The sequence below is a fragment of the Solibacillus sp. FSL K6-4121 genome, assembly GCF_038002585.1.
GTDB classification, from domain to species: Bacteria; Bacillota; Bacilli; order Bacillales_A; family Planococcaceae; genus Solibacillus; species Solibacillus faecavium.
The window spans coordinates 1723738-1738917 of sequence record NZ_JBBOCS010000001.1 but is presented as its reverse complement, the minus strand read 5'-3'; the positions used below and the strand labels follow the sequence as shown (position 1 = coordinate 1738917).

Below are 15180 nucleotides of genomic sequence, written 5' to 3'. Positions count from 1 at the left end.
TAATTATTAACGATTTCCAATATGCGAGAGTTTGGATTTATAAAAATATTTTTATGAATGTTTGGATTTCTCAGCAAGACCAATTAATAATGTGGTATATATTGTATTATTTTACATTATTTAAACGATAAAAAATAACTTTTTCCTTGTCCTCCTAAAATAAGATTAGAGTTTACCGTTATTTGAATGATGTAGCTCATTTTTAGGTTAATTTTAAAATAACGGAAATTCGTTCCTCTATTTATCTCGTTACGCAATTCAATCTGGGAGGCAAGCCGCCCGGAATCCCTGTCCCGGAACGGCAAAAAACCGAACCCTCTAAAGGATTCGGTTGCTCTTTTAAGAAATGTATTACCCGCGTAACTCTTCTATTAATTGTTTGAAGTCTTCCGGTAGTGGTGATTCAAACTCTAAATATTCTTTCGTTACTGGATGGATAAATCCTAATACACCTGCATGTAATACTTGTCCGCCGAAATCAATTGTTTTCTTTGGACCGTATTTTGGATCCCCTGCCAATGGGAAACCGATATAATTCATGTGCACACGGATTTGGTGTGTTCTTCCTGTCTCTAAGCGACATTCAACTAAAGTAAACTCACCGAAACGCTCTATCACTTGGAAGTGTGTCACAGCATGTTTGCCTTTATCTACAACCGCTTGCTTTTGGCGATCTTTTTGATCACGCCCGATTGGAGCATCAATTGTTCCTTTTTCGTGGGCAATATGACCATGTACGAGCGCTGTATATTTTCGTGTTACCGATTTATCGACTAATTGATTCACTAATCCTTCATGGGCAACATCATTTTTGGCAACCATTAATAAGCCCGAAGTATCTTTATCAATACGGTGCACAATTCCTGGACGTGCTACACCGTTAATACCTGATAAATCTTTACAATGATGCATTAAGCCGTTTACTAAAGTACCTGAAGTATGTCCAGGTGCTGGGTGTACCACCATACCACGTGGTTTGTTTACAACTAATACGTCTGCATCTTCATAAACAATTTCTAAATTTAAATCTTCAGGAACGATTTCTAAATCTTCTACTTCAGGAACGTCTACTTCAATGACATCCCCTTGTTTTACTTTGTATTTTGCTTTTACTTTTACGCCATTTACTAAAATGCGCTCTTCCTCAAGCCAATTGCCAATTTGTGAACGTGACCATGATTCTTCCATTTGTGAAAGTGCCTTATCAATACGTTCTCCAGCAAGTTCCTCTATCGTTAATGTGACTACTGCCATTATTTCACCTTTTTCTTATCCTTTTTTTCTTCTAGAATGATCGTAATAAAGAGCATGACTACAGCAATTGTCAATGCTGCATCAGCTATATTGAAGATTGGGAAGTGATAATTGACTACCGGTATATAAACATCGACAAAATCAACAACTTCTCCACGGAATAAACGGTCAATAAAGTTTCCAACCGCACCACCTAAAAGTAGCATTAAACTAATATGATAAAGTGGCTTACCCTTTGCTTCTGTATGATTAAAATAAATAATGGCGATAATGACAGCAACTGTTACGATTGTGAACAACCACATTTGTCCTTCCAACATGCCCCATGCTGCACCACGGTTACGATGCGATAGGATGCCAAACCAAGGATCCCAAACACTGATGCGTTCACTTAATTCCATATTTTTAACGACTAGCCATTTTGTCCATTGATCTAAAATGACTGCAACTATAGCTATTCCGTAATATTTATACACAGCAAATCCTCCGTTTACGATATATCTTTCCTATCTTAACATAATTGTAGGGTTGAACGATAATTTAAACATGATAAAAGTGTCTAAAGAAGGAAAATAAAGTTCGTCTTTTAGTGAAAAGGAATCTACTTTTAAAACTTTATTAGCTAATAAATGTAGTGGCTTCTACTTTTGATACGCGCTGGATCCATTTTCTGAGTGAAAAGGTCTACTTTTCATAATAAACGTTCTACTTTCAAAACCACATTTGCTAATGAAAGCAGTGGCTTAATATAAAAAAGCTTATTTAGCCACGATAACTAAATAAGCTGCTACTTAGCTTATGCCAAAGAACAATCGAAATCCTGCCATTGTCACGACTCCGGCAATCACTGTTTTCGATAAACTTTTTGTAAGTAAAGCAATGAATAATGTCGGAATAAATACTAGCACATTCATCCATTGAACCGTAACGATTGCGTCTTCTTTCTCAAAGAATCCCTCAATTACGAGTGCCGATAATATGCATACCGGTATGTAGGCAAGCCAGCGCAGGACAATTTTTGGCAATTTCATATTTTTCACTAATATAAACGGCAATACTCTAGGAATCCATGTTACTAGAGCACAGCCTAAAATTAATAATACCATTGCTATAGAAGTTGTCATTTTTCCAATGCCACCCCAATCGATGCTACTACAACAGTAGATAATAGGACGGCTAAATGTCCGGGCATAAAGTAGAGCATTCCGTACATGCTGATGACCATAATGAAAATCAGCTTTATGTAATGCATTAATTTTTCTTTTGGAATACTTGCGAGTGTTAGAACAAGCAATGCCACAAACATTGCCACTAACGCATAGTCCAGCCCCCATTTTTCTGGATTCGGCAGCCATTGACCAATGACTCCACCTATAGTACACGCCGCAATCCAAGTCATATACGCTGTAATATTTAATCCATTCATCCATTTCCCGCCAAGGCGCCCTTCTTTTCCTGCTGTAACGATAGATACACCGAACGTTTCATCGGTCAGTAATGTGCCAAAGCCTATGTTGCGCAATGTTGAATACTTAGTGAAATACGGGGCAATCGTTAAGGACATTAATAAATGGCGCAAATTTACGATGAAAATAGTGATGATAACCGCAGTAACTGGTGCACCCGCTAAATAGAGTCCACAAAAGATAAACTGTGCTGATCCTGCGTATACAAGCACCGACAGTAAAAATATCTCAAGTAAAGAAATTCCAGATGCAATTCCAACGACACCAAATGCAAGACCGATACTTATATAGCCGAGTAAAGTCGGAATACAATCTTTTACCCCCTGGATGAATGTATCAGGTGTAAATAGCCTTTGTTCTACTTGTGCCAAAGCTATATCACTCCTAAATTTTTTATTTTTCAGAAAACTAAAAATGCTATAAAGAACGCCATTACCTTATCGGCAACAGCGTTCTAATTTTTTTATACGTAATAGTCTTCTACAACATCCGCACAGCGTTTACATAAAGTTGCATGTGATTCGCTCGTACCTACTGTTTCTGAAATTGTCCAGCAACGCTCACATTTTTCACCGTCTGCTTTTTCTACTACTAAAGCTGTTTTCTCTAGTACTAAAGCTTCTTCCGGTGCATTTTCTTTACTGCCGGCGATAAAGAATTGAGAAACGATAGAAAGCTGTGCAAAGTCGATATTTGCATCATTTAACAGTTCGATTGTTTCACTATCTGCATAAACTGAAATTTTTGCTTCTAATGATTTACCGATTGTTTTAGCATTACGCGCCTCTTCTAACGCTTTTAATACTTCATTTCTTACTACAATTACTTTAGCCCACTTTGTACGTAATTCGGCAAAATTTTCTTGCTCCACAGCTTCAGGGAAGTCTGTTAATTGGACAGATTGTGGTTTGCCTTCGAATTCAATGTAGCTCCATAATTCTTCTGTAGTATGTGGAATAATTGGAGTTAATAATTTTACTAACGCCATTAATGTGTCATACATTACTGTTTGCATCGCACGACGGTATTTATTATCTTTTCCTTCGATATATACAACGTCTTTTGCAATATCTAAATAGAAAGAAGATAATTCGATCGCTACGAAGTTATTCACTGTTGTATAAACTGTCGAGAAATCATAACGGTCATATGCAGCACGAACTGTTTTAATAACATCTTGTAAGCGCATATACATATATTGATCCATTTCACGTAAATCTTCATATGCCACACGGTCAGTCAGTTCGTTGAAGTCTGTAACGTTACCGTGCAGGAAGCGTAGTGTATTACGAACTTTACGGTATGTTTCAGAAACTTGCTTCAGCATATCCATTGAAATACGAACATCACCTGTATAATCAACAGATGCTACCCACATACGAATAATATCGGCACCATATTGACCCATAACTTTGATTGGATCAATCGTGTTTCCTAGTGATTTTGACATTTTGCGTCCTTCACCGTCTAATACGAAGCCATGTGTTAATAGGCCTTTATATGGTGCATGACCATTAATGGCAACAGATGTGATTAGTGACGAGTTGAACCAGCCACGGTGTTGGTCGGAACCTTCCAAATAAAGGTCTGCCGGATATTTCATACCGCGTTCTGCAAGTACACCTTGGTGCGATGAACCTGAGTCGAACCAAACATCCATAATGTCATTTTCTTTTGTAAATTTACCGTTCGGGCTACCTTCATGCGTAAAGCCTTCCGGTAATAATTCTTTCGCTTCGCGCTGGAACCAAATATTTGAACCGTGCTCACGGAATAATTTTGAAACATGTGCAATTGTTTCAGGTGTGATAATTGGTTCGCCATTTTCTGCGTAGAAAATTGGAATTGGTACACCCCATGCACGTTGACGGGAAATTACCCAGTCACCACGGTCACGAATCATATTGTAAAGACGTGTCTCACCCCATGCAGGTGTAAACTCAGTTGCAGAAACAGCATCTAATAACTCATTACGGAACATTTCTACAGATGCGAACCATTGTGGTGTTGCACGGTAAATTACTGGTTTTTTTGTACGCCAGTCATGTGGGTATGAGTGTTGGAATTTAGAAACGCTCAATAACGCGCCTTCTTCTTTTAATTTTTCAATTACAATTGGATTAGCTTTTTCATAGAATAATCCTTCAAAGCCTGGCGCTTCATCCGTGTAGCAACCACCGTTATCGACTGGTGATAAAATATCCAAGCCGTATTGTTTACCTACTTGATAGTCATCTTCACCATGACCTGGTGCTGTGTGTACACATCCTGTACCAGCTTCAGCCGTTACGTGCTCACCAACCATTACTAATGAATCGCGTTTGTAAATTGGATGCTCCGCTACGATCATATCAAGGTCTGCGCCTTTTACTTCCTGAACGATTTGCACATCTTCCCAACCGAATGTAGAAGCTAATTTATCTAATAAATCTTTCGCTACGATATATTTGCCGCCGTTTGCTTCAACTACAGCATATGTGAATTCAGGATTTACTGAAATCCCTAAGTTTGCTGGAATTGTCCATGGTGTCGTTGTCCAAATAACAAATTTTGCATCTGCAGGAACTACACCTTTTGCATCTTTAATTCCAAATGCTACGTAGATTGAATAAGATTCAACGTCTTTATATTCAATTTCTGCTTCTGCTAATGCAGATTCAGAAGATGGTGACCAGTAAACAGGTTTTAACCCTTTGTAAATATAGCCTTTTTCCGCCATTTTACCGAAAACTTCAATTTGGCGTGCTTCAAACTCCGGTTTTAATGTGATATAAGGATTTTCCCAATCACCACGTACACCTAGACGTCGGAATTGACCTTTTTGGTTTTCAACTTGTTCATAAGCATATTTTTCACAAAGCTGACGGAATTCTGCTACCGACATCTCTTTACGCTTAACACCTTTATTCGTTAACGCCTGCTCGATTGGTAAACCGTGTGTATCCCACCCTGGAATATAAGGTACATGGAAACCTGTCATCGATTTTTGACGATTGATCATGTCTTTTAATACTTTGTTTAATGCATGCCCGATATGGATATCACCGTTAGCATATGGAGGACCATCATGTAATACATAGTGTGGACGGTCTTTTGTGCGCTCTAACACCAATTTATTGATGTCCATTTCATCCCATTGTGCCTGAACTTGCGGCTCCTTCGTTGGTAATCCTCCGCGCATCGGGAAGTCGGTTTTCGGCATTAATAACGTATCTTTATACTCTACCATTTAAAATTCCTCCTAATTATCTTATTGATTGCTGATTGTTGATTTCCATTCCGGGTCGGGGGCCAACACGATGTTGGTCACGAATGCGTTGTCACAGGACGTGACGATTTTAGCATTCGTTCCATCTCCCCTCCATTCCAATCAACGTTTAAGCAATTGATTTAGCGTTCTATACTAATCATAATTTTATTAACGCTCTAAAGGATTTGGATACTTTTCAAACAACAAAAAAGCCCCTCCATCCCTTATAGAAAAGGGACGAGGAGCATTAGTCTCGTGGTACCACCCTAAATTCGCTAAAAATATAGCCTCATTAGACACTGTAACGTCGTGTTCTACGAAATAGCTTACTTAACAATTACACTTTAGCTTTTGCCAGAGGAATTTCTTTATTTCGGAGGTGTCTTGGACGCCTGCTTCATAAAGTTGTAATTTCAGCTATTTAGCTCAGGAGTGATTTTCATTTTAACCTGCTTCGTTCGAGCTCTCACCGTCCTCGAATCGCTAAACCACAATGTTAAATTTACTGTCTCCGTCAACGCATGATGCATTATGCATCCTATTCATTATTTTTCAGTATATGAAAAGGCTAGATGAAATGTCAAGCCCCCACTATTAATAGACCGCATTTTCATCATTTTGACTATCTTCATTAGTCTCATGACGATTATTATCCTGTATTTCCGTTAAATCGACATCATATTCTAACAAACGATCCCAATCATCCGTATTTAACAAATCTAGTTGAGCTTCTACCAGCATTTTAAAACGATTACGGAAAACTTTAGATTGCTTTTTTAATTCGTCAATTTCAATTGCAATTTTTCGTGCTTTTGTTAAGGCATCATTTACAATACGATCTGCATTTTTCTCGGCTTCTTTGACGATTAATTTTGCCTCTTTTTCTGAGTTGCGACGTACTTCACCCGCAGCTTCCTGTGCAACGATAATCGACTTTTGTAATGTTTCTTCCAAAGAATTATAATGATTCATTTGAGTAGACATCATTTTCACTTTCTCTTCCAGATCCTTTTTCTCACGCAAAATAATTTCATAGTCTTTAATAATCTGATCTAAAAACTCATTTACTTCGTCTTCAGCGTATCCACGGAATCCACGCGTAAATTCTTTATTATGTATATCAAGAGGGGATAATGGCATATCGTTCTACTCTCCTTTTTTACGTATGTTCTTAAGAGTATTATAATCGTTTCTCTAATGAATAACATCATATTTCCCCAAAAACAGATGAAAATTTATACTTTTTGCTCTAAACGTCCTACTTGCAAACGTATTTTATCTTTTTTCGTTCGCCCTTCTGTCATAATGACTTTCATGCGTCCATAGCCGCGCGCAGAAATAATATCCCCTTCTTGTAATTCGAAGGCGACCGCTTCACGCACTGTCCAATTTACTTTCACTTTGCCGGCCTGAATTAAACTTTGCGACTTTTGACGTGAAATATTTGTAATTGTTGCAAGTACTACATCTAAACGCATTGAAGACACTGTATGTGAACTTTCACTCCATTGTTCCTCATTTAGAATATATGGCGTATCCGGGTTTAAAACTTCAGCATGCACCTTTACTTTGCCAATTCCCGATAAATTCGCTCTCACATAATCTGCTATTTCTGTCGCCAATGCAAATTGAACTGTATTTTCACTAAGTCGTATATCCCCAAACTTTCCACGATCCAAGCCAATGGACAAAAGTGCACCTAATACATCCGGATGGCGGAGCTGCACAAATTTTGATGGATAACTTAACGAATAAACTTCTATTTGAAAATCTGATTCTTCCGGTTGTAAATAGGAAGGCGCAATCAGCATTCGCTTGCGCTCTGCATCTTCAAAAACTCCTTCTGTAAACACTTGAAGATCTTCCGATTGCTGAATGATGGATTGAACTATAAATCGTTGGCGCGGATCTAAAAAATCAGTCAGCTTTGGGGCGTAACGATCCTCTACTTCACGTTGCCAACCGATTACTTGCTCAATAAATGGCTGCTCATCTTTCCGGAAATGTTGTATTAAATGCTCCATCACCATGCCTACTTTCTTATAGAATGTCTTTCTATTTTTTCCACTTTTCTTTTAAAATAAACTTCTCGTAAAACATTAATTCTATATTTCTTTATTAAAATAAAGAAAACTCCTACATTGGCAGGAGTTCTTGCAACTATATTATAAGAAAAATGCTAGTACGCTATAAACGCCACGCTCAATAAATACTAATGCAAATAAACCTACAATTGGTGAAATATCGATCATACCAATCGGCGGAATAAATTTACGGAAAAAACCTAAATAAGGTTCACATACTGTTTCAAGGAAACGACCAACTGCTGATTCTTGTAAAGCCGGAATCCAAGACATTAATATGTAACCAATCAGCATAAATCGATATACTAGAAATGCTGTTGATACTAATTGAAAAATCATATTTTTTACCTCACAAAATTTAATTACTCAAACGTTAAATTAGAAATTTCTCCTGATACTTCTACATTTTCTGGTGTACATAAGAAAATATCATTTCCAATACGTTGAATATCTCCACCTAAAGCATACACTGTTCCGCTTAAAAAATCGATAATTCGTTTCCCTTGGTCACGATCGATTCGTTGTAAATTAACTACGGTAGCGCGCTTGTTTTTTAAATGTTCCGCGATATCCTGCGCTTCAGCATATACTCTAGGCTCTATTAAAACAAGTTTTGAATTTTTTGATGACGATGCAGCCTGTAAGCTCACAACATTGTTATGATTTTGCGTAACAACTTCATTGCGTGGTGGTTGCTGTTGCATTTTACGCTCCTTTTTCATTCGATTTTGAATGAGTTGTGGTTGTTGCTTGTGCCCTGAATCCTGGTAATACTGCTGTGAATCACTGTGTACAGCTTTTGGTGCTTGTTTTTGCGATGTTTGCGTTTGAGCTTGATCATATTCTTCTTCCAATTCTTCTAAATAGAAGAATTTATCAAAAATGTTTTTAATGCTCACATTAAACCCTCCTTAACCAACAAGAGCTGTTCCAATCCTAACAAATGTCGCCCCTTCTTCAACTGCAATTTCGTAGTCATTTGACATGCCCATCGATAATTCAGTACAAGGTACATTTGGTATGTTCAATTGTGACATTTCCTGTTGCAATTGTTTTAACTGTTTAAACACTTGTCTTATAACGGTTTCATCTTCTGTAAAAGGAGCCATTGTCATTAAACCCACTACTATAATCTTTGAAAATTGCTCAAGTTGCTTCACAAAATCCAGCGCTTGCTGCTTCGTTAAGCCATGTTTCGATTCTTCTCCCGAAACATTCACTTGTATAAAACATTTCACAGCTTTTGTAGCTCTTTTTTCAATTTCCTCAGCTAAGCTTAAACGATCAAGTGAATGTAAATAGTCGATATCATTAATGACTTGTTTTACTTTTCTCGTCTGCAGGGAGCCAATATAATGCCAGGAGACATTTGAATTTATTGATTGTAATTTATTCATTAAGCCTTCAGGGCGATTTTCTCCCAAGTTTGTTAGCCCGGCTTCTATAGCCTCTTTAGTACGAGCGATATCTACTTCTTTTGTCACTGCGATAATGTTTACTGCTTGATCTGTATTTGCTCGTTGTTTAGCGTTTACTATTTGTTTTTGAATATTTAATAGATTTTCTTCGATTTTCGCCACTTTTTTCCCAACTTTACAACAATAGTTTCTTACATTGTATCAAGGCACACTGGAATTTTCAATGAATAGGGTGAACTAATCATCGTATGATTTCACTAATATAACATCTTTTCCAACTGTGAGTATATGACTAAAAGCAATCTTCTTTACTAACTCTTCCCCTTGAAATAAATGGTAAAACTTTTTTGGAGGAGATATTATAAAGGCCGTGATTACCCCTTCCTTTTCATCTACTTCTGCGTCCACAATATAACCTATAAACTTCCCACTTGTCGCTTCAATAATTTCCTTCTCCTGAACGGTTGAAAAACGCATTCCTCCATCCTCTCTTTGAAATTTAAATTTCATTTCGAATAAGTATGTGAATATAGAATAAAAGGACAGCCCTACAAGTTGGACAGTCCCTCATCATTTCTATCTATTTAACGAAAATCACGTTTCATCATTTCTACTGCACTTTTTTCCAATCTTGAAATCTGAGCCTGTGAAATACCTAATGATTGGGCAATTTCAGTTTGTGTTTCACCTAAGAAAAAGCGTTTTTCTATAATCATTTTTTGTCTACTATTTAATTTTTTCATGCTTTCTTGCAGTGAGATTGAACCGACCCAATGTTCCTCTGTCACTTTATCTTTGATCTGATCAATCATAAATATAGCATCACCACCATCAGAATAAATCGGCTCCTGCAATGACATCGGGTCCTGAATTGCATCCAGTGCAAATAGAACATCTTCTTTTTTCATCTCAATAGCCTGAGCTAATTGCTCAATAGTTGGCTCTGTTAAATTTTCTGCAATAAATTGCTCCTTCGCTTTCATCGCTTTGTATGCAATATCGCGCAGTGATCTGGAAACACGCAATGCATGGTGATCCCTTAAATGACGGCGAATCTCTCCCATAATCATCGGTACAGCATATGTCGAAAATCGGACATTATGCTTTAAATCAAAATTATCAATTGCTTTCATTAAGCCAATGCAACCTACCTGAAATAAATCATCCGCCTGTTCACCACGATATGCATAGCGACCGACAATGCTGAGCACTAACCGTAGATTGCAAAATACCAATTGCTCACGAACAACCAATTCCCCTTGCTGTAATCGGATAAATAAATCCTTCATTTCATCTGGCTTTAGTACTGGTAATGTTGATGTATCTACACCACATAGTTCCACTTTTGTACGCATACAACTTCACCTTCCGAACTTGATTGTCTTTTGTCTTTTCAATCATTTTGTCCGAATTGTCCATTGCTATGCGCGCCAAAATTAACCATCTTATGCAATTGGTTCGTTTAAATATTCCCGTAAATCTAAAATGATTTTTTTCTCTAATCTAGAGATATATGATTGCGATATGCCTAAATGATCTGCTACTTCCTTTTGCGTCATTTCGTCCTTCCCGTTTAATCCAAAACGGCATTCCATAATGTATTTTTCTCTTGGTGTTAGTTGATTAATGGCATTGAACATATGCTGACGTTCGATTTTACGTTCTACATCTAATGTAATAATATGTTCCTCTGTACCTAGTATGTCTGACAGCAGTAATTCATTGCCATCTGCATCGGCATTTAACGGCTCATCAAAGGAAACTTCCCCTTTCATACGGCTCGTCTTACGTAGATGCATTAAAATTTCATTTTCAATACAGCGTGATGCGTATGTGGCTAATTTTATATTTTTATCTAAATTAAATGTTTCAATTGCCTTAATAAGCCCAATTGAACCTATGCTAATTAAATCCTCTATCGGTGTGCTTGTATTATCAAAACGTCTTGCAATATAAACGACTAAACGTAAATTTCTTTCAATTAACATATCTCTGGCATGCAAGTCACCATTCATAAAGGCTTCGACTACGACAACTTCTTCTTCTCTAGTTAATGGAATAGGCAATGAATCATGTCCCCCTATATAGTATGTCCCTTTTTTTCTTCTAAAGTAGCTCAGTATGTTTAAAATTATCGATTGAATTTTTTTAAGCAATATCGATCCTCCCTTATTAATTCGTTAGGACAAACACATGTGCAATCATTTGGGCATTTTGCGGAAAGCGCGCATCATTTTTCGTAAAAACAACATAGTGGTTTGAATACGCTTTATCGCCAACACTAATCGAGGCACGAAAAGCTGGTACAAGTACTGTGCCTTTTTGTACCGTGGTAATCGGAACTATACGTATTCGTTTTTGTACTTCCTTTGAAAACATTGTCAATGAGTAAGGCTCCTGTTCGTTCCATGCAAGCAAACATTTGTTAAATTCCTCGGATAACATAGATTGAACGGTTTTAAATGAAATAAAATGTACGGGTGCTTGGCTAAAAGGTTCCGTGCATTCATTCCCAGTATCGATATACGTTAATAGCTCTAATTGCATATCCAGTAATTCAACTTTACTAGTTGTCACATAACGACTTTGTGCAACTTGCTGCAATTTTTGAAACCAGCCTTTTCTCATTACTGTCAAACTAATACATACTATGCCGAAACATATAAAAATATATGCGAAAAATGGAGATGCAAGCAAAAATGGCTGTAATGCTGTTAATAATCCACCAGCGAGCAAAGTAGCAATCAATATCCACTTGCCTTGCTCATAAAATATTTTCCATTTAAATGAAAAAGCAATACCTAATAGTAAGATGAAACTTACAAGTAACATAAAGATGTTTCCCATAAATAACACAGCAATCATCGCACTACAAAAGGCTGCTAAAATTAATCTCCAAATTGGAATGATGGCGTTAGTCATAGTTGCTGTAAATTTTAGTAATACGAGATTCATTAAAAAGTTCATTAAAAGAATCCATTCTGCATACATGTATTGTCCTCCTAAAACAAGATTATCAAAGCAAATGCGAGATTTTTGTCTAACCGTTGCAGTAAAACCCAATAATCGTATGACATAGTATTACTTCATTCAAAAGCATTCGACAAAAAAAGCCAGCTTAACGTTTCCATTTCGAAACGTTAAACTAGCTTTTATATTGTATATTGGATTGATAATTAGCGATTGCGACGATTACGTAAAAACGTCGGAATATCCAGCGCATCATCCTGTTGATAGTTTGATTGCTGTTGTTGTTGCTGCTGTTGACGCGGCGCTTCCTGTTGTACCGGTTCTTGCATACGTGAAGGTTGCTGTTGTGTCGCAGCTTGTTGGCGCGCTCCAATTGACGGACGCACAGGCTGTGGTTTTTGGACAATAAAGTCGTCAGAGAACCCTGTTGCGATTACAGTAACAATTATTTCATCATTTAAGTTGTCATTAATAACAGAACCGAAAATCATATTAACCTCTTCATCTGAAGCTAATTGTACGATATCTGCTGCTTCCTGAACTTCAAATAAACTTAAGTTCGTTCCACCTGTGATGTTCATAATAACACCTTTTGCCCCATCGATCGATGTTTCAAGCAATGGAGAAGAAATAGCCTTTTTCGCTGCTTCTACTGCACGGTTTTCACCTGCAGCAATACCAATACCCATCAATGCTGAACCTTTATCAGACATGATTGTTTTTACGTCAGCAAAGTCCAGGTTGATTAAACCAGGTGTAGCGATTAAATCCGAAATACCTTGTACACCTTGACGCAATACATTATCTGCCTCACGGAAAGCTTCCAGCATCGGTGTTGATTTATCAACAATTTGTAATAATTTATCATTTGGTATAACGATTAATGTATCAACGGCTTCCTTCATCGAAGTAATCCCGCCAATTGCCTGAGTTTGACGTTTACGGCCTTCAAATGTGAATGGACGTGTTACAACACCTACTGTTAATGCACCTAAATCACGTGCAATAGAAGCGATTACCGGCGCTGCACCTGTACCTGTACCTCCACCCATTCCAGCAGTTACGAATACCATATCTGCTCCGCGTAATACTTCTTCCAGCTGCTCACGGCTTTCTTCAGCGGCTTTTTTCCCTACTTCAGGATTGGCACCTGCGCCAAGTCCTCGCGTTAACTTTCCGCCAATCTGTAATTTATATTCAGCTTTTGATAGATTTAAAGCTTGTGCATCTGTATTAACAGCAATAAAATCTACACCTTGTACACCATGTTCTATCATGCGGTTGACAGCATTGTTACCGCCCCCACCAACGCCGATTACTTTAATAACGGCTAATTGGTCCATATCCGTTTCGAATTCTAACATACACTTCTCCTCCTAATTGTTCACGTCATTCATTTTCGTATTAATCGAAAAATTTGTTTAATAGGTTTTTTGCGCGATCAATCACACTTACTTTATTTGCGCTTTCTACTCTCTCCGGCCCATTTGCTTGTTTTTTAGAAGGAGTTGATTGAGTAGGATAAGGTGCTACATATGAAGAAGGGTCTACCGGCTCACTTCTTCCGTAAAAGTCGTCTTCTGCATTTGCGTATCGTATTAAACCAACCGAAGTTGTAAAGGCCGGTTCACGAACACCGATATAATCAGGTGTATAAATACGAACTCGCGTCAACATAATTTGACGTGCCAGTTGGGCAATGCCCTCCAGCTGTGCTACTCCACCAGAAATTACTATACCACCAGGTAAATCCTGTACACCCATTCGAGCTAATTCATCTAAAACTAATTCAAATAACTCTTCTAAACGTACACCGATAATTTCCGAGATATAGCGTTGGCTATATTGATCTGTTGTATCTGTTCCAACAACAGGTACATCAAATAGTTGCTCATCGGAAGCATCATCATAAAAAGCATGTCCATACTGCTTTTTAATTTTTTCAGCTTGTTCAGTAGGTGTTTTTAGTACAATCGATAAATCTTTTGTAATATGATCTCCACCGACCGGTATAACTGCCGTATTCTTCAGTAAACCATCCTGGAATACAGCAACCGTTGTGGAGCCACCACCTAAATCTATATAAGCCGTCCCTTGGTTTTTTTCGTCTTCCGTCAGCGCAAAGTTACCTGCTGCCAATGGTTGTAAATAAATTTCACGAATTTGCAAACCTGCACGTTCTACACATCTTAATACATTATGTACAAGCGTCTTTGAGGTTGTAATCATCGTTGCATCCATCTCTAAGCGAATACCAATCATTCCGCGTGGGTCCTTAATTTCATCCAAGTTATCTACTATAAATTGTTTAGGAATTAAGTTTACTAGCTCTCGCTCTGGTGGAATCGACATAACTTGTGCAGAGTCAATTACCCGTGCCAAATCATCATCCGTAATTTCACGGTCTTCACCATTTACCGCCACTACTCCCTTTACAGGCTGTAAGATAGTTTGATTTGCTGGTACACCGAGCACTACTTCCTCTATTTTTATACCAGTCATTCGTTCTGCTTGGTCCACAGCTTTTTTTATCGATTGTACAGTTGCATCTATATCAACAATTGCACCTTTTCTTATACCAGTTGATTTCACATGACCTACACCAATTACGTGCAATTGATCATCGTTCATTTCTCCGATTAGGACCTTTATAGAAGAGGATCCAATATCGAGCGAGACATATATTTCTTGATGATTCAACTTCTGCACCTCCTTCGATTACTCCTATAGTTTATTCT

Annotated in this window: 16 protein-coding genes and 1 other annotated feature; all 16 genes read right to left on the bottom strand. The window is 37.7% G+C overall.

Annotated elements, in window-relative coordinates; translation table 11 throughout:
- Positions 1-351: 351 nt before the first annotated feature.
- Positions 352-1254: an RluA family pseudouridine synthase gene (locus MHH95_RS08630; protein WP_340727169.1), complete on the bottom strand. Its 903-nt coding sequence runs from the start codon at positions 1252-1254 to the stop codon at positions 352-354.
- The gene (lspA, locus tag MHH95_RS08625) at positions 1254-1730 is read right to left on the bottom strand and encodes a signal peptidase II (protein ID WP_191702315.1); all 477 of its coding nucleotides are present in this window, start codon (positions 1728-1730) and stop codon (positions 1254-1256) included. The genes MHH95_RS08630 and lspA overlap by 1 nt, the downstream gene beginning before the upstream one ends.
- A 315-nt stretch (positions 1731-2045) precedes the next feature.
- Complete coding sequence (locus MHH95_RS08620; protein ID WP_340727168.1) at positions 2046-2378, bottom strand: AzlD domain-containing protein; 333 nt, start codon at positions 2376-2378, stop codon at positions 2046-2048.
- The gene (locus MHH95_RS08615; protein WP_340727167.1) at positions 2375-3091 is read right to left on the bottom strand and encodes an AzlC family ABC transporter permease; all 717 of its coding nucleotides are present in this window, start codon (positions 3089-3091) and stop codon (positions 2375-2377) included. Before MHH95_RS08615 ends, MHH95_RS08620 begins: the two co-directional genes overlap by 4 nt.
- Before the next feature lie 92 nt (positions 3092-3183).
- Positions 3184-5949, bottom strand: a complete 2766-nt coding sequence (gene ileS, locus MHH95_RS08610; RefSeq protein WP_340727166.1) for an isoleucine--tRNA ligase — start codon at positions 5947-5949, stop codon at positions 3184-3186.
- 251 nt (positions 5950-6200) lie between these two features.
- Positions 6201-6497 (bottom strand) — a binding site (T-box leader).
- Positions 6498-6564: 67 nt separating this feature from the next.
- On the bottom strand, positions 6565-7110 hold the full coding sequence (locus MHH95_RS08605) for a DivIVA domain-containing protein (protein ID WP_340727165.1): 546 nt from the start codon (positions 7108-7110) through the stop codon (positions 6565-6567).
- Positions 7111-7205: 95 nt separating this feature from the next.
- Positions 7206-7994, bottom strand: a complete 789-nt coding sequence (locus MHH95_RS08600) for a YlmH family RNA-binding protein (RefSeq protein ID WP_340727164.1) — start codon at positions 7992-7994, stop codon at positions 7206-7208.
- A gap of 141 nt (positions 7995-8135) precedes the next feature.
- Positions 8136-8393 (bottom strand): YggT family protein, encoded by a 258-nt coding sequence (locus MHH95_RS08595; RefSeq protein ID WP_340727163.1) that lies wholly within the window; start codon positions 8391-8393, stop codon positions 8136-8138.
- A 23-nt stretch (positions 8394-8416) separates the two neighbouring features.
- Positions 8417-8953, bottom strand: coding sequence for a cell division protein SepF (locus tag MHH95_RS08590; RefSeq protein ID WP_340727162.1), 537 nt, complete (start codon positions 8951-8953; stop codon positions 8417-8419).
- A gap of 12 nt (positions 8954-8965) precedes the next feature.
- On the bottom strand, positions 8966-9634 hold the full coding sequence (locus MHH95_RS08585) for a YggS family pyridoxal phosphate-dependent enzyme (RefSeq protein WP_340727161.1): 669 nt from the start codon (positions 9632-9634) through the stop codon (positions 8966-8968).
- Between the two features lie 75 nt (positions 9635-9709).
- Positions 9710-9949, bottom strand: coding sequence for a PRC-barrel domain-containing protein (locus tag MHH95_RS08580; protein ID WP_191698489.1), 240 nt, complete (start codon positions 9947-9949; stop codon positions 9710-9712).
- Positions 9950-10056: 107 nt separating this feature from the next.
- Positions 10057-10827, bottom strand: a complete 771-nt coding sequence (sigG, locus tag MHH95_RS08575; protein WP_340727160.1) for an RNA polymerase sporulation sigma factor SigG — start codon at positions 10825-10827, stop codon at positions 10057-10059.
- Positions 10828-10917: 90 nt separating this feature from the next.
- On the bottom strand, positions 10918-11628 hold the full coding sequence (gene sigE, locus MHH95_RS08570; protein ID WP_191698491.1) for an RNA polymerase sporulation sigma factor SigE: 711 nt from the start codon (positions 11626-11628) through the stop codon (positions 10918-10920).
- Positions 11629-11644: 16 nt separating this feature from the next.
- Positions 11645-12463, bottom strand: coding sequence for a sigma-E processing peptidase SpoIIGA (locus MHH95_RS08565; RefSeq protein ID WP_191698492.1), 819 nt, complete (start codon positions 12461-12463; stop codon positions 11645-11647).
- Positions 12464-12648: 185 nt separating this feature from the next.
- Entirely contained in the window at positions 12649-13806 is a 1158-nt protein-coding gene (gene ftsZ / locus MHH95_RS08560; RefSeq protein ID WP_340727159.1) for a cell division protein FtsZ, read from the bottom strand.
- Between the two features lie 40 nt (positions 13807-13846).
- A complete protein-coding gene (ftsA, locus tag MHH95_RS08555) occupies positions 13847-15142 on the bottom strand; it encodes a cell division protein FtsA (protein WP_191698494.1) in 1296 nt (431 codons plus the stop codon).
- Between the last annotated feature and the right edge of the window lie 38 nt (positions 15143-15180).

What these genes read in the sequence shown, in the direction of transcription:
- MHH95_RS08630 (WP_340727169.1), bottom strand. Translation starts at nt 1,254, where the DNA reads ATGGCAGTAGTCACATTAACGATAGAGGAACTTGCTGGAGAACGTATT.
- MHH95_RS08620 (WP_340727168.1), bottom strand. Translation starts at nt 2,378, where the DNA reads ATGACAACTTCTATAGCAATGGTATTATTAATTTTAGGCTGTGCTCTA.
- ileS (WP_340727166.1), bottom strand. Translation starts at nt 5,949, where the DNA reads ATGGTAGAGTATAAAGATACGTTATTAATGCCGAAAACCGACTTCCCG.
- MHH95_RS08605 (WP_340727165.1), bottom strand. Translation starts at nt 7,110, where the DNA reads ATGCCATTATCCCCTCTTGATATACATAATAAAGAATTTACGCGTGGA.
- MHH95_RS08600 (WP_340727164.1), bottom strand. Translation starts at nt 7,994, where the DNA reads ATGGAGCATTTAATACAACATTTCCGGAAAGATGAGCAGCCATTTATT.
- MHH95_RS08595 (WP_340727163.1), bottom strand. Translation starts at nt 8,393, where the DNA reads ATGATTTTTCAATTAGTATCAACAGCATTTCTAGTATATCGATTTATG.
- MHH95_RS08580 (WP_191698489.1), bottom strand. Translation starts at nt 9,949, where the DNA reads ATGCGTTTTTCAACCGTTCAGGAGAAGGAAATTATTGAAGCGACAAGT.
- sigG (WP_340727160.1), bottom strand. Translation starts at nt 10,827, where the DNA reads ATGCGTACAAAAGTGGAACTATGTGGTGTAGATACATCAACATTACCA.
- MHH95_RS08565 (WP_191698492.1), bottom strand. Translation starts at nt 12,463, where the DNA reads ATGTATGCAGAATGGATTCTTTTAATGAACTTTTTAATGAATCTCGTA.
- ftsZ (WP_340727159.1), bottom strand. Translation starts at nt 13,806, where the DNA reads ATGTTAGAATTCGAAACGGATATGGACCAATTAGCCGTTATTAAAGTA.